The sequence below is a fragment of the Bradyrhizobium sp. JR4.1 genome, assembly GCF_040548605.1.
GTDB lineage: Bacteria > Pseudomonadota > Alphaproteobacteria > Rhizobiales > Xanthobacteraceae > Bradyrhizobium > Bradyrhizobium canariense.
Genome location: NZ_JBEPRY010000001.1, coordinates 1,071,941 through 1,092,993, shown reverse-complemented (window position 1 = coordinate 1,092,993; position 21,053 = coordinate 1,071,941). Strand labels below are relative to the sequence as shown.

Genomic DNA, 21,053 nt, shown 5'->3' with positions numbered 1-21,053 from the left:
CGTGCCCCGGACGCAGCGCAGCGCTCGTTAGCGGTGCGCTGCAGAGCCGGGGCCCATGCAACAGCAAACTCTGAGGCTTTCTGGGTCCCGGCCCTCCGTCGCACCGCTTCGCGCTTCGCCGCGTCCGGGACACGAGACCCATCCCCGCGTTAGCGCTCCCCCGAACAACGGTCGTTCACATCCTCACGCACTTGTCAGGCCGCGCCCCGGCGGCCGGGCATCTTTCCCGCCGAGTGTTGTTTTCAGGTCATTTACTTTGTTTCGAACATTTCCTTTGTTCCCCCTGCTGGTTGGCCCTTGGCGGCCGTGCGTGGAAACCATCCGGTTAACAAGCGCGGTTAAGAATGTCCCCTAACAAGGACTTGCAACAAGGACTTGGCGAGCCAGCGATTGCCGGTTTTGCGTAATTTTGGACGGTCCGTTCGGGGCAGGGGGAAAATCGATGTCGATGAGGATTGCTGTGGCGCTGGCCGCCACCGTCGGGGCTGGGGTCTTGATGTCGACGGCGGCGCAGGCGCGGCCGGAAATGGTGGGGACGCACCTGGCCGACTATTCGCCGGGCACCATCGTGGTCAAAACCAACGAGCGTCGGCTCTATCTCGTCCTCGATAACGGCCACGCCGTGCGCTACCCGGTCGGCGTCGGCAAGTCCGGCAAGCAGTGGGCCGGCACCACCCGCATCGACGGCAAGTACCGCAATCCGGCCTGGTCGCCGCCTGCCGAAGTGAAGCGCGACAAGCCGAGCATCCCGGACGTTATCCCGGGCGGCTCACCGCGCAATCCGATGGGTGTCGCGGCGATGACGCTGTCCGGTGGTGAATATGCCATTCACGGTACCAACGTGCCGGGCTCGATCGGCGGCTTCGTCTCCTATGGCTGCATCCGCATGCTCAACGACGACATCACCGATCTCTACAGCCGCGTCTCGGTCGGCACCACGGTGGTCGTGACGCGCTGATCGCCGGCATCGGGGTGAGACGGCAAGAGCCGCGTCTTTCGACGCGGCTTTTTTGTCACCAGAAGCGCCAACTCCGCGCGCACCAGCCGTCGCGATGGCCGCCATTGTAGCTCCGCGCGTAGCCGCCGGCGAGCAACGCCGCCGAGACATTGGCCGTACGTTTCGTCGCGACGTCAGCGAGAACGCGTCCGTATTTGTCAGGTCCGAGATTGGTAATCGTCACGCCACCTTGCCCGAGCAGATCGCGCAATGCGCGGGCCGCGGCTTCGGCCTTGTCCAGTTCCTCCTGGCAGGAGGCTTTCATCTCGGGTGCATCGATGCCGCGCAGGCGAACGCGCGCGACGAGGTCGCGGCCACCCTGCTGATGCACGCGCGCGAGAAAGGTGTCGCCGTCGATGGTGCGGATGACGTCGACGGGCTGGCGAGCATCGGCATTGCCAGATTGCTGGAGGATGATCTCGGCTTCCTGCGACCGGCCGTCGGCGCCATGCGGAACGGGCCAGTTCGGCCCATGCCGAAAGGTGAGCGCGATCGCCACCACGACGCCGACCACGAACATCCACGGCAACAGCCCCGAGAAACGGCGACCGAAAGGCGAGCCGCCGAACTGCGGCCGATAGGCATTGGGACGATCCTGGAAACGCATCATTGCAGGCTAGGGCTGAGTCGGGGAAGCCGGCAAGGCACCTTCAAGACACCATCGGATGCCGACCTGGTGGTCCGTCGCCTGATCGTGGTCGCGGAGGTCCGGAACGTTGCTCCGTAGAATCGCACCTATGCGCGCCACGCTGTTCCGAGCACTCTCCAATCGATACCTCCTGTAGTTGTACGGAGTTTGATCTTCAGCCGTTGTTTAGTATTAAGGTCGAGTACTCGGTATGCGTGTGGGGGAGCGGCAAGCATGGCATCGTTCAAGTTTCGCATCGGTACAAAGCTCGGATTGACCGCGAGCGCGGGGGTCCTTCTCGTCGGTGGCATGCTTGCCAACCAGCTCGTCCGCAACGAGCAGATCGCGGACCTGAGCCGGCTGGTGGTCATCAACACCGCCAACAAGGCCAATGCCCAGGGGGCCGAGCTCGCAGTGACCCGGGCACGCCTCGCCATAGCCGAAATCGGATCCGCATCCTCAGCCGAGGGTCTCGGCAAATATCTTGAAACGTTGCGCGGCTCCATCGCCGCTGCCACGACCGAAATGGACGCAGCATTGGAGCGGTCCAGGCGCGCCGAAGCCAAAGAGCTCTGCCGCGAGGTCAAGATCCTGCTCGAGGCCTCTCTGAAGGCCGGCAACGATCTTGGCGAGGCACGTCGCACCGCCGTCACCGAATTCGCCGCAGCAAACCAGATCGAAGAGGCCTGGAACAAGGCTATCGAGAAACTGCTGGCGTCGTCCGCACTCGTCGCATCGCAGAACCACCTCAACGTCGAGGTCGCGTTGCGCGAAGCCGACGCCTTGTTCAAGGCGGTCAGCGCGGCCGATTGGCATTTCACGGCGACCGGCGACGTCGCGCAGAAGGACCATATCGCCGGACGGGCCGACGCCATGATCCGCGTTCTCAAGCAGGTTCGTCAGTCCGCCGGCGACAAGGATATCGCTGATGGAATCGACGCGCTCGCCGGGCTCGCGGGGCGCTACAAGGCGGCAACCGGCACAGTCATGAAGGCGGAGGAAGCGAAGAGGCGCATTTTCGACGAGCGGGTGCTTCCGGCCGCCAGGGAAATCACGACGCGTGTCGACAAGCTGGTCGCCGCCAACAATGAGTTTATGGCTCTGCGGCAGACCCAGCTCGTCACCGCGCTGGAGCAGGCCACCCAAGTCAGCCTGATCGTCGGCGTCCTCGTGATCCTGGTCCTGGCCGGCTCGGCGCTATTTTCGGTGCTGAGCATCGCCCGGCCCATCCGCCGCATCGGCGACGTGCTGCTGCAGCTCGCCGGAGGCAACAAGGCCGTCGAGATTCCCTACACCTCCCGCGGCGACGAAGTCGGCGACAATGCCCGTGCGGCAAGCACGTTCAAGGACAATCTGATCCGCATCGAGCAGATGGAGGCCGAGCAGAAGGATCAGGAGGCCGCAGCGACCGCCCGACGCAAGAACGAGATGATGAGGCTCGCCAACGCGTTCGAGGATGCGGTCGGCGGCATCGTCAACTCGGTTTCGATCGCTTCACAGCAGCTCGAATCCGCCGCCGGCACGCTGTCGGGAACGGCCGAAGAGACCGAGCAGCTTTCCGGAATGGTGGCCGCAGCTTCAGAGGAAGCATCCGCTAACGTCGGAGCCGTAGCATCCGCTGCCGAGGAAATGAGCGCATCGGTCGTCGAGATTGGCCGTCAGGTCCATGATTCCAGCCGCATCGCCGGCGAGGCGGTGCAGCAGGCCGAGCGCACCGACGCCCGGATCAATGAATTGCTCAAGGCCGCAGGCCGGATCGGCGACGTCGTCAAATTGATCACTGCGATTGCGGAGCAGACCAACCTTCTGGCGCTCAATGCGACCATCGAGGCCGCACGCGCCGGCGAGTCCGGCCGTGGGTTTGCCGTGGTGGCCAGCGAGGTCAAGGCACTCGCGGCCCAGACCGCGCGTGCCACCGACGAGATCGGCGCACAGATTGCCGGCATGCAGACCGCGACGCAAGATTCCGTCGGCGCCATCAAGGAGATCGGTACGACCATCTCCAAGATTTCGGACATCTCGACCACCATTGCTGCCACCATCGAGGAGCAGGGGGCTGCAACCGCCGAGATCGCACGCAACGTCAGCGAAGCCGCCAAGGGAACGGTCGAGGTCGCTGACAAGATCGCCCAGGTCAGTCACGGCGCCAGCGCCACCGGTTCGGCGTCGACGCAGGTGCTCGCATCCGCGCGCTCGCTCTCGACTGAGAGCGGTCGCCTCAAGGACGAGGTCGCAAAGTTCCTTGACACGGTGCGGGCCGCCTGAGGCGCCGCAAATCATGCGGCCGACCTGAGGCCGGCCGCACGCCACTTTCCGACCCGTCCATCAATCAACGGCTTTGGGAGGCCCCCACGCCGAGCCCCCGCTCGCGCCTGGGTCAAACATGGCAAATGGGGGATTGAGCGATGATCATCAGCATTGTCGGCGGCGGCGCAACCGGCATCACGATCCTGCGTCATCTGGCGGAGCTCGCCACATCGGGACGAGACCACCACGCGATCAGCGGAATTCAGCTCTTCGATAAATCCGGCTTCGATGGTGGGACGGCCTATCGCACGCAGAGCGATCGTCACCTGCTCAACATGAAGGCGTCGACGATGTCGATCCGTCCGGGCGATCCGGAGGAGTTTCTGCGCTGGCTTCGGGTCCGCGGCCTCAGCTGCCACGGCAACAAGCATCTGCCGCGGATGGTCTACAGGGACTATCTCGACACAGTGCGACTGGCCGCGATCGCTCAATGCCGCAGCGCCGGTCTGTCCGTCCATGTCGAAGATGCCGAAATCGCCGGCATGCGGCTCTCGCCGGATCGCGATGTCCTGCTGACGACCGACCGCAACATCACGCATATCTCGTCTTTGCTGGTCCTCTGCACCGGTCACAATGCGCCCGACGATCACTACGGTCTCACTGGAAACCCGAACTATATCCGCGATCCCTATGCGCAATTCACCTTCGCGGACCGCGACGGCTTCGAGATCGGGATCCTCGGAAGCGGGCTCAGCGCGGTCGACACTGCAACGGCGCTGGCCAAGACCCACCAAGCCGTCAGGATGACTTGCCTCTCCAGAAGCGGCCTGTTTCCCACGGTGCAGCCGGCGACTGTTCCCGCAACCACGAACGACTTCCGCGACGCGCTGCATCGCTATGTGACCAGCCGTGAGCGGATCGAGGCCGACGGCTTTGCCGCCCGTCTGTCCGAACTGCTGCTGGAGACCACCGGGATTCGCTGCGACCTGTCATGCCGGAACGTCGATGGCGACGCACTGAGCGATCTCGAGCGCAACATCTTGCGAGCTGAAACCGGCGATCTCAACGTCCACTCCTATCTCGTCAGCGTCATCGACGTGATGTGCGACGCCTGGAGCCGGATGAGCGATGCCGAGAAGATGCGTTTCATGGACCTCTATAATTCCGGCTGGCTTCGCAACCGTTCGGCGATGCCGCTGGAGAACGCGATCCGTATCCGCGACCTGATGCGGTCGGGCAGGCTCTCGGCGCGCGCCCGGCTACGCAGGGTGACCGCCATTGACGGCCGATTTCGCGCGATCCTGGGCGAGGGCGATCATCACGACGTCGATTGCGTCGTCGATGCGACAGGACCGTCCTACCGGCCGGATGCCAGCCCGCTTTATCAGGACATGCAGCGACAGGGGCTCATCGCCTTCGACGCGCTCGGCGGGATTCGCTGCGGCTACGACGACAGTCGTGTCCACGACCGCCACGGCACACCTCATCCGAACATCTATGCGGTCGGTGGCCCCACCAAGGGTACACACTTCTACGCCGCCGCTGTCGACGTCAACATGCGCCGCGCACAGATCGTGGTCGATTCGATCCTCAACCCGAAAGGTCCGAAGATGAGCACCATCACGACGTCAGTCGAAGAAACCGACCGCCTTGCCGATCTGGTCCGCCGCGACGATCCTTCGCTCGATACCATGGTGCTCGCGCCGGACGGCAAGTATCAGACGCGGCCCGCCGCGCTGGACGAATTGATGTGGGAGGTGAGGGACTGCCTTGGCGAGGCGTTCCGGCACTGGGCTCCGGAGGACTTCCCGACGCTCTACTGCGCGTGGGGCCGCTGCCGCGTAGGTTCGACAGCGCTCACCAACCTCTTCGGCGTCGCCGGGATGCCCTCCTATTTCCAGCCGGTGAAGGCAATCCTGCGCCATCGTCTCGTCGGAAACGCGGGGGAGCCCTGGGCCGTGCCGGTCGCGGCGGAGCAGCCGCACGTCTTCAGCAAGGAAATGGCGGGGCCCTATGTATTGGCCGAAAGCCTGTTCCTGCCGCTGCTGCCATTGATCGAGGCCGGCTGGCCGGCAGACAAGCTCCACATGATCATGCTCGACCGCGATCCCGCCAGCTCACTCGCATCGTGGCTGGAGAAATGGTCGGACCGCGTTCCGGAGGACCGGCTGATCCAGAACTACGTCATCTCCACGCTGAACGCCCTTCGCGTCGAAAGCTACGCAAGGCGGCAGGGTGTGGCCGTCACCCGCTACGTCTATGAAGCCAGCAAGGACGCGACCGGCTCGGTGCGAAAGCTGTTCGACCGGCTCGGCCTCGGCGCCCGCTTCACCGAGAGCGCCGTCACCGATTGGCGGGAGCGCGGGCAGATCGAATCGAAGGGTTCGGGCGTCACCTTCCTCAGCGAGCCCAAGGTCTACACCGTCGTCGGCCTTCATGGATCGGACACCGCCTACCGCTATCGCGGCCGCAAGACGGCGTCGCTGAGCGATGCCCAGCTGGCGGTCATCGAACGCTACGACATCAACGGCATCTACCGCGCCTCGGTCGCGGCCTGCGTCGATGACCTCTCACTGGACGCCGACACGGCGATGCGCCTGTTCGGCGACCGCCTGGGCACGGCCGCATGACCGCTCAGATCGATTCCGCGATAGAGGCGCCAGTGCGCGGCGCCTCCGATCAACCCGCGGCGCGCCACAGCGTTACCAGTCATCTCCAGCGCCTGGAGGCGGAAAGCATCCACATTCTGCGGGAGACCGTGGCCGAATTCCGCAAGCCTGTGATGCTGTATTCCATCGGCAAGGACTCCTCCGTGCTGCTGCATCTGGCGATGAAGGCATTTCATCCCGGCAAGCCGCCCTTTCCGCTGCTGCACGTCGACACGACCTGGAAGTTCCGCGAGATGATCGCGTTTCGCGACCAGCGCGCACGCGAACTCGGCCTCGATCTGATCGTCCATACCAATGACGACGGATTGAACCAGGGCATCGATCCCTTCACCCACGGCTCGGCCCGTTACACCGACGTCATGAAGACGCAGGCATTGCGGCAGGCGCTGGACCTCCACGGCTTTGACGCCGCAATCGGAGGCGCGCGACGCGACGAGGAGAAGTCGCGCGCCAAGGAGCGCGTGTTCTCGCACCGGAGCGCGGCGCATCGCTGGGATCCGAAGAACCAGCGGCCGGAGCTGTGGAGCCTGTACAACACGATGCTCGCGCCCGGCGAGAGCATGCGGGTGTTTCCGCTGTCGAACTGGACCGAGCTCGACGTCTGGGATTACATCCTGCTCGAGGACATCCCGATCGTTCCCCTCTATCTGGCAGCTCGGCGCCCGGTGGTCGAGCGCGACGGCGCGCTGATCATGGTGGACGATCAACGGATGCCGCTGCTTGCAGGCGAAGAGCCGCGGTGGCGCTCCGTCAGGTTTCGCACCCTTGGCTGCTATCCCCTCAGCGGCGCGACGATCTCGACGGCGGCAACTCTGCCCGAGATCGTACGGGAGATGATGGCATCACGCACCTCGGAACGGCAGGGACGCATGATCGACCGGGACAGTCCCGCATCGATGGAGCGCAAGAAAGCGGAGGGCTACTTCTGATGTCCTATCACGAGGCCCCCACGATCGCCGCAACCGACGTGCCGCGGCTCGAACAGGACGACGATCGTCCGACGCTGCGTTTCGTCACCTGCGGCAGCGTCGACGACGGCAAGAGCACGCTGGTCGGCCGCCTGCTCTACGATTCGAAGACGCTCCTCGACGACCAGCTCGACGCGCTCGCCTCGGAAAGCAAAACGTCCGGCACCGCCGGTGGCGATCTCGATTTCGCTCTGCTGGTCGACGGTTTGCAGGCCGAGCGCGAGCAGGGCATCACGATCGACGTCGCCTACCGGTTCTTCGCCACCAAACTGCGGCGCTTCATCGTCGCCGACACGCCCGGGCATGCGCAGTATACGCGCAACATGGCGACCGGCGCCTCCAACGCCGATCTCGCCGTGGTGCTGGTCGACGCCCGCAAGGGCGTGATCACGCAGACACGGCGCCACAGCCACATCCTGTCGCTGCTCGGCATCCGCCACGTCGTGCTCGCCGTGAACAAGATGGATCTGATCGGCTTCGACGGGGACCGCTTCGCGGCCATCACCGCCGAATATCTGACCATGGCCGGTCAACTCGGCATCTCCCGGGTCCAGTGCATCCCGGTCGTTGCGCCCGACGGCGACAACATCGTCGCCGCGAGCGCGCGGATGCCCTGGTACGCCGGGCCGACCGTCACGGCCTATCTGGAATCGGTGGACGTTGCCGGCGACGTCTCGCGGCGGCCGTTCCGGCTGCCGGTGCAATGGGTCAACCGGCCTCATGCGGAGTTTCGCGGCTTCTGCGGGCGAATCGCCAGCGGTACGATCGCGACCGGCGAGAGCATCGCCGTGCAGCCCTCGGGCCGTCGCACGAAAGTCGCGCGCATTCTCACACCCGGCGGCGAGCGCGACCGGGCTGTGGCGGGCGATTCGGTGACGCTGACTTTGGCGGACGAGATCGACGTCAGCCGCGGCGACGTGCTGACGGCAGGACCCGCGCCCCTGATCTCGGATCAACTGGCCGCCCATCTCGTCTGGTTCGACGACGAGGCCATGGTCCCGGGCCGGCGCTATTTGCTCAAATGCGGCACGGCCTCGACCGGCGCGGTGATCACGACGCTCAAGCACCGTATCGCCATCGACACCATGGCGCTGGAGAGCGCCGCCACGCTCGATGCCAACCAGATCGGCTACGTCCATTTCAGCCTCGACCGTCCGCTGGTGTTCGAGGCCTATCGCGACGACCGCGACATGGGCAGCTTCATTCTCGTCGATCCGATCAGTCACCGCACGGCTGCCGCGGGGATAATCGACCTCTCGCTGCGGGCGGCCACCAATATTCATTGGCAGCACCTTGCGGTGGATAAATCCGTGCGGTCACGGCTGAAGCAGCAGCGGCCCTGCGTGCTCTGGTTCACCGGCCTCAGCGGTGCCGGCAAATCGACGATCGCCGATCTCGTCGACCGCAGGCTTGCCGAACTCGGACGCCACGCCGCGCTGCTCGACGGCGACAATCTGCGCCACGGCATCAATCGCGACCTCGGCTTCTCCAGTGCGGAGAGGATGGAGAACGTCCGGCGCGTCGCGGAGATCGCAGCGCTGTTCGTCGATGCCGGCATGGTCGCGCTGGTCGCGCTGATCTCACCCTTCCGCAGCGAGCGCGAGCTGGCCCGCCAGCGGGTCGAGGCAGGCGAGTTCATCGAGATCCATGTCGCGACCCCGCTCGCCGAATGCGAGCGCCGCGATCCGAAGGGACTCTATCGCAAGGCACGGGCAGGGGAGCTGAAGGGTTTCACCGGCATTGATGATCCCTACGAGGCACCGCAGGCGCCGGAGATCACCATCGACACCTCGGAACTGTCAACCGAGGCGGCCTGCGAACGCATCATCCGCTATCTCCGGGAGCATGATTATCTGTAGCGGCCGGGACCGGTCTTGCCCGGCATCATCCGGGCGGCCGGCACAGAGCTCAGAAGTCGGAAGCGATGCCCTTGCGCTCCCAATCGCCATAGCGGGTCGGTTCGGGTCCTTTTGGCCCCTGCAACTCCTTTGGCGTCGCCTGGCCGTCGTTTTTGGCTCGGACTGCCGCAGCCTGCCGGCGCGCTTCGGCCTCGGCCAGCGCACGCTGGGCGGCCGGTGTGAGCTGCTTGCGGTCGGAAACGGGAGGCTGGTCACTCATCGTCGGCTTTCTAGCGCGGGACGGCCCGCGGCGCGACGCCCAATAACGCATTCCTGAAATGGCTCCGAAAGGGCTGAAAAACCCGGAAGCGATTCTTACATTTGGCATATTCGCGTGCCAGAGATCGCCTTCTCAAGGCATGCGCCCATTACGGCGAACTGCCGCTCGCTCAGAACCTTGTTTCCGCATGCCTTCTCAACGTTTCGCTCCTCCATCCGAAGTGCCCGGTCTCGCGGCGCGGCGGATTGCCGCCGACATCGTCGACGGCGTGCTGCAAAAGCACCGCACTCTTGACGAGCAGCTCGACGGCAGCGGCGCCCATCCCGGACTGAAGACGCTCCCCGATCGCGACCGCGCGCTGATGCGCCGCCTGGTCGCCACCGTGCTGCGCCGGCTCGGCACGCTCGGCCATGTGCTGTCCCGCTTGCTCGACAAGGGCATTCCCTCCGACGCGCCGCGCGCGCAGAGCGCGCTGTTGATCGGCGCTGCCCAGATCCTTTGGATGGATGTGCCCGATCACGCGGCCGTCGATCTCTCCGTTCGCCTCGTGCAATCCGACCGGCGCGCCGCGCGCTATGCCGGCCTCGTCAACGCCGTGCTGCGCCGCTGCGCCCGCGAGGGCAAGGCGCTGGTGGACGAGGTTGCGGCGCAGTCGCTGGACCTGCCGCCCTGGATGGTCGCGCGCTGGAGCGCGCATTACGGCGAGACGGTCGCAAGGGACATGGCGCTCGCGCTCAGCCACGATCCTTCGCTGGATCTGACCGTGAAGTCGGACGCCGCGCAATGGGCGAGCCGCTTACATGGCGAAGTGCTGCCAACGGGATCGGTGCGTACGGTGCTGCACGGCGCGGTGACCATGCTTCCCGGCTTCGCCGAAGGACAGTGGTGGGTGCAGGACGCCGCCGCTGCGCTGCCGGCCCGGCTGTTCGGCGACATCAAGGGCAAATCCATCGCCGATCTCTGCGCCGCTCCCGGCGGCAAGACCGCGCAGCTGGCGCAGGCCGGTGCGCATGTCACGGCCATCGACCGCTCGCCTGCCCGGGTGGCGCGGCTGCGTGAGAATCTGACGCGGTTGTCGCTCCAGGCCGAGACTGTCGTCGCCGACGCCGCGGAATGGGCGGGTCCGGCCGATGGCTTCGACGGCATCCTGATCGATGCGCCCTGCACCTCGACCGGGACGATCCGCCGCCACCCCGATGTCTCCTGGCTCCGTCAGGAATCCGACATCGCAGCAATGACCGTGCTCCAGCGGAGGCTGCTGCAAAACTCGGTCCCGCTGCTCAAGCCCGGCGGGACGCTGGTGTACTGTACCTGCTCGCTGGAACCCGAAGAGGGCGAGCATGCGGTCGCCGCGCTGCTGGCCGCAGAGCCTGGGCTTCGCCGGGTCCCGATCGATGCGTCCGAGGTGTCGGGGCTCAGCGAGATCGTCACCGGCGAGGGCGATTTGCGCACTCTGCCCAGCCATCTGCCGAACGCCGATCCCAAGCTCGGCGGGCTCGACGGATTTTTCGCGGCCCGGCTCGTTAAATCCTGATTTTGCACTGGATTTTGCAACCACGGCGCTGATTCGCGTCGTTCAAGGTGGTGTCGGCCGTCCGATTTTGGGATTAATAAGGATTCGTCGGAATCCTCTCCCCCATCAAGGCAAGGCGTGTCGGTCGCTCAACGCAGACGTATCTCGACGCTGGTGATGAACCGCTTCGCGCGGAACATGCTCGCGCGCGCGAGCGGCGGTTCCGTCGCCCTGTCGCGGGTCTGGCCCGGCCGCGCCGACCGGTTGATCATCGCGCCGCATGATCTGCGTACCGCAGACGCGACCCGCGCCGCCGAGATCTATGCCGGCCGCTTCGTCTTCGCCGGCAAGATCGTCAACTGCCACGGTCGTTCGATCTTCGATCTCGAGCCGCCGTCGGAGGATTGGGAGGTCGCGCTGCTCGGCTTCGGCTGGCTGCGCCATTTGCGCGCCGCCGACACCGCGCTGACGCGCGCAAATGCGCGCTCGCTGATCGAAGATTGGATCGGCAACCCTGCCAGCAAGCGCCGTCCCGTCGCGCGACGCGCCGACGTGCTGGCGCGGCGCGTGATCTCCCTGCTGTCGCAGGCGCCGCTGGTGCTCAACGACACCGACAACAAATTCTACCGCCGCTATCTGCGCGCGCTGGCGCGCGAAATCCGCTTGCTGCGCTACACCATGGTCAACATCCCCGACGGAGTGCCGAAGCTCCAGGTGCTGATCGCGCTGTGCTATGCGGCGCTGTGCCTCGCCAACCAGGCAAGTCACATCCGCAGCACCTCGAAAAAGCTCTCCGATGAATTGCAGCGGCAGATCCTGCCCGACGGCGGCCATGTCTCGCGCAACCCGGGCGCGCTGATCGAGCTGTTGATCGACCTGTTGCCGCTGCGGCAGACCTTTGCCGCGCGCAATATCGCGCCGCCGCCCGCGCTGCTCAACGCGATCGACCGCATGATGCCGATGCTGCGCTTCTTCCGCCACGGCGACGGCAATTTCGCGCTGTTCAACGGCATGAGCGCGACGCCCTCGGACCTGCTCGCGACGCTGCTTGCCTATGACGACACCCACGGCGCGCCGATGTCGAACATGCCGCACACCGGTTTCCAGCGCCTCGATGCGGGCCAGACCACTTTGATCATCGACACCGGCCCGCCGCCGGCAGCCAGCGTCAGCCACGACGCCCATGCCGGCTGCCTGTCGTTCGAACTGTCCTCCGGCATCAGCCGCATCGTCACCAATTGCGGCATGCCGGCCACGGGCCGCGACAATTGGCGGCCGTTCGCACGCGGCACGGCGGCGCATTCGACGCTGACCTATCACGACACCTCGTCATGCCAGTTCGTGGAAATGTCGGCGATGAAGCGGCTCTTGCACGGTGCTCCGGTCACCAGCGGCCCCGTCGAGGTCGAGAGCTATCGCGAAATCGTGCAGAACGGCACGCTGCTCACGACGTCGCATGACGGTTACCTGACAAAATTCGGCGCGATCCATCGCCGCGTGCTGATGATCGCCAATGACGGCGCGCGCATCGACGGCGAGGACACGTTGTCGCCGCCGCAAGGCGGACGCTTCAAGGGTCCGGATGCCGATTTCGCGCTGCGATTCCATCTGCACCCGGCGGTGAAGGCGAGCCGGCTGTCCGACGCCCGCGGCGTCATGCTGGTGCTACCGAACCGCGACGTCTGGACCTTCGAGGCGCTCGACGACAAGGTGGAGCTCGAGGACAGCGTGTCCCTGGCCGGCAATGACGGCCCGCGCCGCACCGCGCAGATCGTGATCCGCCAGGATGCGCGGCAGGCGCCCTCGATCCGCTGGAGTTTTGTCCGCTCCAGCGCCTCGCCGGCAGTCACGAATGCCCGCAGAAATGCGCGGCGGGAGCCGGAACTTCCGCTGTAGACGCATGTGATTCGGCCCGATCTGAACGTTGTGAAAGCGATCGAAAACTGCTATCGAGCCCTCGCTCGCGCGACTGGCGACCTTGGATGGAGCACCATCGGGAAGCGCGGGACTGAGAAGCCGCGCGCCTGGGCATAGACACTCCTTCAGACAGAGGATCTTGCTCATGACTGACCATCCCCGCCGCGTCACCCGCGCCCTTCTCTCCGTTTCCGACAAGACCGGCCTGATCGAATTCGCAAAGGCGCTTGCCGCGCACGATGTCGAACTGGTCTCGACCGGCGGTACCGCGAGGGCGATCGCCGCGGCCGGCCTTGAGGTGAAGGACGTTTCCGAGCTGACCGGCTTCCCCGAGATGATGGATGGCCGCGTCAAGACGCTGCATCCGAAGGTGCATGGCGGCCTGCTCGCGATCCGCGACAACAAGGACCATGCGGATGCGATGACGGCGCATGGCATCGCGCCGATCGATCTCCTCGTCGTCAATCTCTATCCGTTCGAGGCGACCGTCGACAAAGGCGCGGGCTTCGAGGATTGCATCGAGAACATCGATATCGGCGGCCCCGCGATGATCCGCGCCGCCGCGAAGAACCATGACGACGTCGCCGTCGTGGTCGAGGCGCAGGACTACCAGGCCGTTCTCGACGAGCTCGCCGCCAACAAAGGCGCAACCACGCTGAAGTTGCGCCGGCGCCTTGCTGCCAAGGCGTACGCGCGCACTGCTGCATATGACGCCGCGATCTCGAACTGGTTCAACCGCCAGCTCGAGATCGACGCGCCCGATTTCCGTGCCTTCGGCGGCCGGCTGATCCAGTCGCTGCGTTATGGCGAGAATCCGCACCAGACCGCGGCGTTCTATGCGACCCCCGACAAGCGGCCGGGCGTCTCGACCGCGCGGCAGCTCCAGGGCAAGGAGCTCTCGTACAACAACATCAACGACACCGATGCGGCCTATGAATGCATCGGCGAGTTCGACGCCAAGCGCACCGCGGCCTGCGTCATCGTCAAGCATGCCAATCCCTGCGGCGTCGCGGAGGGCTCCGACCTCGTCAGCGCCTACCGCAAGGCGCTGGCCTGCGATTCCACCTCGGCCTTCGGCGGCATCATCGCGATGAACCGCGCACTCGATGCCGACACCGCGCGCGAGATCACGAAAATCTTCACCGAGGTGATCATCGCGCCCGACGCAAGCGAGGAAGCGATCGCCATCATCGGCGCGCGCAAGAACCTTCGGCTTCTGCTCGCCGGCAGCCTGCCCGATCCGCGCGCGTCCGGCCTCACCGCCAAGACGGTGGCGGGCGGTCTCCTCGTGCAGAGTCGCGACAACGCCGTGGTCGACGACATGACCTTCAAGGTTGTCACGAAGCGCGCGCCCACTGATGCCGAGATGCGCGACCTGAAGTTTGCGTTTCGGGTGGCGAAGCACGTCAAGTCCAACACCATCATCTACGCCAAGGATCTCGCCACCGTCGGCATCGGTGCCGGCCAGATGAGCCGGGTCGATTCAGCGCGGATCGCGGCACGCAAGGCCCAGGATGCGGCCGCCGAGCTGAAGCTCGCCGAGCCGCTCACCAAGGGCTCGGTGGTGGCGTCGGATGCGTTCTTCCCGTTCGCCGACGGCATGCTGGCCTGCATCGAAGCCGGCGCCACCGCCGTGGTGCAGCCCGGCGGCTCCATGCGCGACGACGAGGTCATCAAGGCTGCCGACGAGCATGGCATCGCCATGGTGTTCACGGGCACGCGCCACTTCAGGCATTGATTGAATGGCGGTAGCCCGGATGGAGCGAAAGCGAAATCCGGGTTCTCGCCTCACGGAGAGACCTTCCCGGATTGCGCTTCGCTCCATGCGGGCTACGAAGCTACTCCCGCACCCGCATCAACAGCGCCAGCCCCGCAACGAAGAACACCACCAGCACGGCCATGCCGGCCTTCTGGCTCGCCGTCACCGCGGTGATCACGCCGATCAGCAGCGGGCCGATGAAGGACGTCACTTTCCCCGTCAGTGCGAACAGACCGAAATATTGCGCGATGCGGTCCTTCGGTGCGAGACGGATCAGGAGCGTGCGCGAGGCCGCTTGCAGCGGACCGCCGGCTGCACCGATCAGGCAGCCCAGCACCAGATAAGCGCGCTCTGACGCAGCGGCGAACAATGCACCGCCGGGCGTGGGCGGCGCGACCTTGATGAAGAAGATCGAATCCTTGTCGACCAGCAGGATTGCCGCCAGCGCCAGCAGCAGGATCAGCATGCTGCCGGCGATCACGCGCTTCGGCCCGAAGCGATCGTCCAGCTTGCCGCCAAACCACGCGCCAAACGCGCCGGCGATCGCGAGCATGATGCCGAAGGTGCCGATCTGGATCGTGTGCCAGCCGAACGTGCCGGCAGCATAGATGCCGCCGAAGGCATTTAGCGACACCAGACCGTCGGTGTAGATCATGTTGGCGAGTAGAAACGCCGCAAGCGATTTCTGCTGCGGCAGACCTTTGATCGATTGCTTCAGCTCCGACAAGCCTTCGTGCAGCGCCTCGCGCACCGGGCGCTTCGCCGGATAGTCCGGCGTGAACAGGAACATCGGCGTCACGAAAATGATGAACCAAAGCCCGGTCAACGGTCCGGCGGCGCGGTCGCCTTGATGGCTGACGGGATCGAGCCCGAACAGAGGCGTGAGACCGAGCAGCGTGCGACCGGTCTCGGGATTCGCGGCGAGCAGGCCGAGCACGATGATCAGGCTGACGATGCCGCCGACATAGCCCGTCGCCCAGCCGGTGCCGGAAAGCCGGCCGATGCGCTCCGGCGGCACCAGCGTCGGCATCATCGCATTGTTGAAGAGGGTGGCGAATTCCGCGCCGACGCTGGCGAGCGCGACCGCGGTGAGCAGCGGCGGAATGATCGAGGGATCGCCGGGCTTCCCGATCCACAGCGTGCAGGATGCCAGCACCAGCACGGCGCCGAATCCGGCGATCCACGGCTTCCTGCGGCCCGAAGCATCGGCGATGGCCCCCAGCACCGGCGACATCAGCGCGATCGCAAGGCCGGCGGCAGCCATCGCAAAGCCCCACAGCGATTGGCCGGCGGCGGGATTCGGCGCAATGGCAGTGGCGAAATAGGGCGCGAACACGAAGGTCGTGATCAGCGTGAAATAAGGCTGCGCAGCCCAGTCGAAGAAGATCCAGCTGACGACGGCGCTGCGCGGCGGATAGGTCCGCTGCGCGCCGGCGATGCGCGCATCCGGGGCGATCGTCGTCACTCCATAATCCTCATCACGAACAGTTTTGCCTCTGTCTGGGCAAACCGTATAGCATTGCAGCGCTGCATGTGAACTGCCCATGGCCTTTGCGGAAGTTTGATGATGTCGTCTTTTTCGACACGGCGGACATTTTTCGCCTTCCTTGCCACTCTGGCGTTCGGACTTCCGGCCGCGACCGCGCAGGATGCGCGGCGGGCCTATGTACCGCCCGCGCTCGACACGGTGCATGCCCTTCCCGCTGAGCACGGCATGGTGGTGGCGCAGGAGAAAATCTCTGCGCAGGTCGGCGCCGACATCCTGCGGCGCGGCGGCAATGCCGTCGACGCCGCGGTCGCGACCGGCTTTGCGATGGCCGTGACCTATCCACGCGCCGGCAATATCGGCGGCGGCGGCTTCATGGTGATTCATTCCACTGAGCGCAACGAAGACATCACGATCGATTATCGCGAGACCGCGCCGGCTGCGACCACGCCCCAGATCTTCCTCGGTGCCGACGGCAAGCCCGATGCGGCGAAGTCGCGGGATTCCGCGCTCGGCGTCGGCGTGCCCGGCACTGTTGCGGGTCTTGCGCTGGCGCTGGAAAAATATGGCTCGGGCCGGTTCACGCTGGCGCAACTGCTCGAGCCCGCAATCGCGCTCGCCCGCGATGGCTTCCTCGTCGGCGACGACATCGCCGACACGCTGCCGGGCTGGCACAAGCGGCTGGTGCGCTGGCCCTCCTCGGCCAGGATCTTCTCGCGGCCTGATGGCACGCCACTCAGTGAAGGCGACCGGCTGGTGCAGAGCGATCTCGCCGAAACGCTGTCGGCTGTCGCCGCACAGGGCCCGCGCGGTTTCTATGAGGGGCCGGTCGCGGAGAAACTCGCCAAGGCCGTGGCCGACGCGGGCGGCATCATGACGCCGGCCGATTTGAAATCATATCAGGCGGTGATCCGCGCCCCGGTGCGCGGCACCTATCGCGGCTATGACATCGTGTCGATGCCCTTGCCGTCATCGGGCGGCGTGGTGCTGGTGGAGACGCTTAATATCCTCGAAGGTTTTCAGCTCGCCGATCTTAAACAGGGATCGCCGGCTTCGCTGCATCTGCTGATCGAGGCCATGAAGCGCGCTTATGCGGACCGGGCGCGCTATCTCGGCGATCCCGCCTTCGTCAACGCACCGATCGGGACGCTCACCGCCAAAGATTACGCCGCTAAACTGCGGGCAACCATCTCCGCCGATCGCGCCACGCCGTCGAAACAGCTCGTTTCCACCGCGACCTCACCGCACGAGGGCAGCAACACCACGCATTTTTCCGTCGTCGACGGCAGCGGCAACGCAGTCAGCAACACTTATACGCTGAACTTCAGTTACGGCGTCGGCCTCGTCGCCGACGGCACCGGCGTGCTGCTCAACAACGAGCTTGACGATTTCACAGCGGCGGTTGGCGCTTCCAATGCCTACGGCCTTGTCGGCTACGAGGCCAATTTGCCCGGGCCGGGCAAGCGGCCGCTGTCCTCGATGTCGCCGACCATCGTCCTGAAGGACGGCAAGCCGGTTCTGGTGACGGGCTCGCCCGGCGGCAGCCGCATCATCTCGACCGTGCTCCAGGTGATCGTCAACGTGCTCGATTACAAGATGGACGTGGCGGCCGCCGTGGCCGCACCGCGGCTGCACCACCAATGGCTGCCCGACGAGGTCCGGATCGAGAGCGGCTTTTCCGACAATGTGCTGCTCGAGCTGAAGGCGATGGATCATCTCATCGTCACGCCGATGGGGCAGACATCGGCGAATTCGATTGCGGTGACCGCCAACGGTCCGCTCGGCGCGCCCGATCCGCGTAGCCGGGGTGCGGAAGCAGCGGGGCAGTAACTCTGTCGTTGCATGGCGCGAAGGCCGGCGGCCGGCTTGCGCAGGCCGCCGCGCGTGCTACCACCGCGAGGCCAAAGAGGCCGCAAAAGAAAACACTGTCGGGAAACGCACATGACCACCGTTGATCCGAACCAGCGCATCGAACGCGCCGAGATCGAGGACACCAGCCTTCTCGCCTTCTATCGCGACATGAACGCGCCTGAGCGGCGGACGTTCTGGGCCTGCGCCGCGGGCTGGGCGCTCGACGGCATGGACTTCATGATCTATCCGCTGGTGATCGGCACCATCATCGCGCTATGGAAGGTCGATGCGGGATCGGCCGGCCTCGCCGGCACCGTGACGCTGCTGGCTTCCGCCATCGGCGGCTGGCTCGGCGGCTATCTCTCCGATCATATCGGCCGGGTCAGAACGCTCCAGATCACCATCATCTGGTTCTCGTTCTTCTCGCTGGTCTGCGCGGTCGTGCAGAATTTCGAACAGCTCCTGATCGCACGCGCGGTGCTGGGCCTCGGCTTCGGCGGAGAGTGGGCGGCAGGCGCCGTGCTGATGGGTGAAGCGATCCGGCCGCAATATCGCGGGCGTGCGGTCGGCTCGGTGCAGTCGGGCTGGGCCGTCGGCTGGGGCCTTGCAGTGCTGTCGCAGGCGATCCTGTTCTCGGCCTTGCCGGCGGAGACAGCGTGGCGCTGGATGTTCGTGGTCGGCGCGCTGCCGGCGCTGCTGGTGTTCTACATCCGCCGCTCCGTGACCGAGCCGGAGATCGCGGCTGAGGCCCGCGCCAAGCAGGCCGCGAGCGGCAATCGCCCGGCGCTCTGGGAAATCTTCTCCGGTCCAATCCTGAAGACCACGATCCTGGCGTCGCTGATGGCGACAGGCTGCCAGGGCGGCTATTACGCCGTCACCTTCTGGGTGCCGCAGTTCTTGACCAAGGAGCGGCATCTGTCGATCGTCGGCTCGACCGGCTATCTCTCGACGCTGATCATCGGCTCCTTCATCGGCTATCTCACGGGCGCCTGGCTCGCCGACCGGATCGGACGGCGCAATCTCTTTCTGACCTTCTCGATCGGCGCAATAGCGGTTGTGCTGCTTTACACGCAGCTGCCGCTCACCAACGAGGTCCTGTGGGTGCTCGGCTTCCCGCTCGGCTTTTTCGCCTCGGGCTATTTCTCCGGCGTCGGCGCATTCCTGACCGAGCTTTATCCAACGCGACTGCGCGGCTCGGGCCAGGGATTTTGCTACAATTTCGGCCGCGGCATCGGCGCGCTGTTTCCGTTCCTGGTCGGAGCGCTGTCGGCGACGACGTCGCTTGCGAATGCGATCGCGATCTTCGCGGTGGTGGCTTACGCGCTGTTCTTCATCGCCGCTTTCGCGCTGCCGGAGACGCGCGGGCGCGTGCTGCACGCGGACTGATGAAGGCTAACTATCGTCCGACCTGATACGGCCCGCCCTTTTCGAGGGCGCGACTGTATGCCGGCCGCGCATGAATGCGCTCCAGGAACGCCATCGCCTTGGGATGGCCGAGCTCGAGCCCGCCGCGCGCCTGGGCTGCCTCGAGCGGAAAGCTCATCTGGATGTCGGCGGCGGTGAATTCGTTGCCGGCGAACCACTCGCTCTTGCCGAGCTCGCCTTCCCAATAATCCATGTGCTGCTTGATCTGCGGATTGACCAGTGCAGTGAGCGCCTGGTTCGAGACCTTGCGCACCAGCGGGCGCAGCAACGCCGGCGCGCGCTTCGGCATCAGCGTGAACAGCAGCTTGAGCAGCAGCGGCTGCATCGCCGAGCCTTCCGCATAGTGCAGCCAATAGGTGAAGCGCAGCCGCTCGGGCGTGTTCGGCGGCGGGACCAGCCGGCCGTTGCCGTAGGTGGCGATGAGATATTCGATGATCGCGCCGGATTCAGCGATGGTGTTGCCGTTGTCGGTGATGACGGGCGACTTGCCGAGCGGATGGATGGCGCGCAGCTCCTTCGGCGCGCGCATGTCCGGCTGTCGCTGATAGCGCACGATCTCGTAGGGCACGCCCAACTCCTCGAGCAGCCACAGCACGCGCTGCGAGCGGGAATTGTTGAGGTGATGAACGGTCAGCATCGCGTGGTCCCCGGGGCTAGGCGCGGTCGATCGGCCGCGCGTTCGTGCCAGCCTGGGAACACAATGTCGAGCCATCCGGTCGGATATTTTAACCCGGGTATATTGACCTGAGCAATTTACCCGGGTATTAAAGGACTCAACACGATCAATATGGCAATGATTCCAATGCAAAAGACTTTCACCGCTTTCCAAGGGCATCGCCGTCTGGTCTCCGGGCCGGCAGGAGAGGTCGCGCTGGTCATCAAGCGGATGGCGGAACGGCCGGACCAGCCCATCGTCATCTTCGAGGACGCCACGGGCCGGTCGATCGACTTCGATCTGCGCGGCGGAGACCGCGAGGTGCTGGCGCGGCTGGCGAAGCTTGTCCCGCCCCCGGTTGAGGACACCCCATCGCCGAGCGAGCCGCGCGGCCGCGGCCGGCCGAAGCTCGGCGTGGTCGCGCGCGAGGTGACGCTGCTGCCGCGGCACTGGGAGTGGCTCAGCGCGCAAGCAGGCGGCGCTTCGGTCGCGCTGCGGAAACTTGTCGAAGAGGCGCGGCGTGCCAGCGGCGACAAGGATCGCGCGCGGCAGGCGCGCGATGCGGCCTATCACTTCATGTCGACCATGGCCGGCAATCTGCCGCAGTTCGAGGAAGCTTCGCGCGCGCTGTTTGCGGATGACCGGCGGCGTTTCACCGGACTGATCGCAGATTGGCCCGCCGACATCCGCGACCACATCGTCAAGCTCGCCTACAGCGACCGCGCTTGAGCTTGAGGCGTTCGTACGCGCAACTCGCGCCCAACGTGTTCGCGCGCTCACAGTATTATGACCGTCATTAAACGGTGGACCTGTGGTGCGC

At 65.5% G+C, this 21,053-nt stretch carries 15 protein-coding genes and 1 riboswitch; of the genes, 11 read left to right on the top strand and 4 right to left on the bottom strand.

Translation table 11 applies throughout. The features are described 5' to 3' along the window. The first annotated feature begins 442 nt into the window (after nucleotides 1-442). Nucleotides 443-958, top strand: coding sequence for a L,D-transpeptidase (locus ABIB90_RS05230; protein WP_007598677.1), 516 nt, complete (start codon nucleotides 443-445; stop codon nucleotides 956-958). A 55-nt stretch (nucleotides 959-1,013) separates the two neighbouring features. On the opposite strand, the gene ABIB90_RS05225 is transcribed toward ABIB90_RS05230, so the two are convergent. Further along, nucleotides 1,014-1,607 (bottom strand): thermonuclease family protein, encoded by a 594-nt coding sequence (locus ABIB90_RS05225; RefSeq protein ID WP_219681866.1) that lies wholly within the window; start codon nucleotides 1,605-1,607, stop codon nucleotides 1,014-1,016. A gap of 252 nt (nucleotides 1,608-1,859) precedes the next feature. Here ABIB90_RS05225 and ABIB90_RS05220 point away from each other — a divergent pair, with 252 nt between their 5' ends. From ABIB90_RS05220 to cysC, 4 genes are all read left to right on the top strand, one after another. Beyond that, on the top strand, nucleotides 1,860-3,890 hold the full coding sequence (locus ABIB90_RS05220; protein WP_354200357.1) for a methyl-accepting chemotaxis protein: 2,031 nt from the start codon (nucleotides 1,860-1,862) through the stop codon (nucleotides 3,888-3,890). Nucleotides 3,891-4,030: 140 nt separating this feature from the next. After that, the gene (locus ABIB90_RS05215) at nucleotides 4,031-6,502 is read left to right on the top strand and encodes an FAD/NAD(P)-binding protein (protein WP_354200356.1); all 2,472 of its coding nucleotides are present in this window, start codon (nucleotides 4,031-4,033) and stop codon (nucleotides 6,500-6,502) included. Next, nucleotides 6,499-7,470 carry a sulfate adenylyltransferase subunit CysD gene (cysD, locus tag ABIB90_RS05210; protein WP_354127094.1) on the top strand — a complete coding sequence of 324 codons (972 nt, stop codon included), beginning with the start codon at nucleotides 6,499-6,501 and terminating at the stop codon, nucleotides 7,468-7,470. Before ABIB90_RS05215 ends, cysD begins: the two co-directional genes overlap by 4 nt. Continuing rightward, a complete protein-coding gene (cysC, locus tag ABIB90_RS05205; protein ID WP_354200355.1) occupies nucleotides 7,470-9,368 on the top strand; it encodes an adenylyl-sulfate kinase in 1,899 nt (632 codons plus the stop codon). The genes cysD and cysC overlap by 1 nt, the downstream gene beginning before the upstream one ends. A 49-nt stretch (nucleotides 9,369-9,417) precedes the next feature. Here the strand turns inward: cysC and ABIB90_RS05200 are convergent, their stop codons facing one another. Next, the gene (locus ABIB90_RS05200) at nucleotides 9,418-9,627 is read right to left on the bottom strand and encodes a DUF1674 domain-containing protein (RefSeq protein ID WP_088941367.1); all 210 of its coding nucleotides are present in this window, start codon (nucleotides 9,625-9,627) and stop codon (nucleotides 9,418-9,420) included. A gap of 187 nt (nucleotides 9,628-9,814) precedes the next feature. On the opposite strand from ABIB90_RS05200, the gene ABIB90_RS05195 reads away from it, so the two are divergent. The 3 genes from ABIB90_RS05195 (at nucleotide 9,815) to purH (ending at nucleotide 14,795) form a co-directional block, all read left to right on the top strand. Then, nucleotides 9,815-11,161 carry an RsmB/NOP family class I SAM-dependent RNA methyltransferase gene (locus ABIB90_RS05195; protein ID WP_354200354.1) on the top strand — a complete coding sequence of 449 codons (1,347 nt, stop codon included), beginning with the start codon at nucleotides 9,815-9,817 and terminating at the stop codon, nucleotides 11,159-11,161. A gap of 156 nt (nucleotides 11,162-11,317) precedes the next feature. Next, nucleotides 11,318-13,036 (top strand): heparinase II/III family protein, encoded by a 1,719-nt coding sequence (locus ABIB90_RS05190; RefSeq protein WP_354200390.1) that lies wholly within the window; start codon nucleotides 11,318-11,320, stop codon nucleotides 13,034-13,036. Nucleotides 13,037-13,095: 59 nt separating this feature from the next. Continuing rightward, nucleotides 13,096-13,177, top strand: a riboswitch (ZMP/ZTP riboswitch). A 25-nt stretch (nucleotides 13,178-13,202) separates the two neighbouring features. Continuing rightward, nucleotides 13,203-14,795: a bifunctional phosphoribosylaminoimidazolecarboxamide formyltransferase/IMP cyclohydrolase gene (purH, locus tag ABIB90_RS05185; RefSeq protein ID WP_219681873.1), complete on the top strand. Its 1,593-nt coding sequence runs from the start codon at nucleotides 13,203-13,205 to the stop codon at nucleotides 14,793-14,795. A 100-nt stretch (nucleotides 14,796-14,895) separates the two neighbouring features. Here purH and ABIB90_RS05180 read toward each other — a convergent pair whose 3' ends face one another. Next, entirely contained in the window at nucleotides 14,896-16,281 is a 1,386-nt protein-coding gene (locus ABIB90_RS05180) for an MFS transporter (RefSeq protein WP_354200353.1), read from the bottom strand. Between the two features lie 99 nt (nucleotides 16,282-16,380). Between ABIB90_RS05180 and ggt the strand changes: the two genes are divergently transcribed. Together ggt and ABIB90_RS05170 are read left to right on the top strand one after the other, a co-directional pair. Continuing rightward, nucleotides 16,381-18,132 (top strand): gamma-glutamyltransferase, encoded by a 1,752-nt coding sequence (gene ggt / locus ABIB90_RS05175; protein WP_354200352.1) that lies wholly within the window; start codon nucleotides 16,381-16,383, stop codon nucleotides 18,130-18,132. A gap of 111 nt (nucleotides 18,133-18,243) precedes the next feature. Continuing rightward, nucleotides 18,244-19,539 (top strand): MFS transporter, encoded by a 1,296-nt coding sequence (locus ABIB90_RS05170; RefSeq protein WP_354200351.1) that lies wholly within the window; start codon nucleotides 18,244-18,246, stop codon nucleotides 19,537-19,539. Between the two features lie 10 nt (nucleotides 19,540-19,549). Here ABIB90_RS05170 and ABIB90_RS05165 read toward each other — a convergent pair whose 3' ends face one another. Further along, nucleotides 19,550-20,215, bottom strand: a complete 666-nt coding sequence (locus ABIB90_RS05165) for a glutathione S-transferase family protein (RefSeq protein ID WP_007598666.1) — start codon at nucleotides 20,213-20,215, stop codon at nucleotides 19,550-19,552. Nucleotides 20,216-20,365: 150 nt separating this feature from the next. Here ABIB90_RS05165 and ABIB90_RS05160 point away from each other — a divergent pair, with 150 nt between their 5' ends. Continuing rightward, on the top strand, nucleotides 20,366-20,962 hold the full coding sequence (locus ABIB90_RS05160) for a DUF2239 family protein (RefSeq protein WP_354200350.1): 597 nt from the start codon (nucleotides 20,366-20,368) through the stop codon (nucleotides 20,960-20,962). The last annotated feature ends 91 nt before the right edge of the window (nucleotides 20,963-21,053 follow it).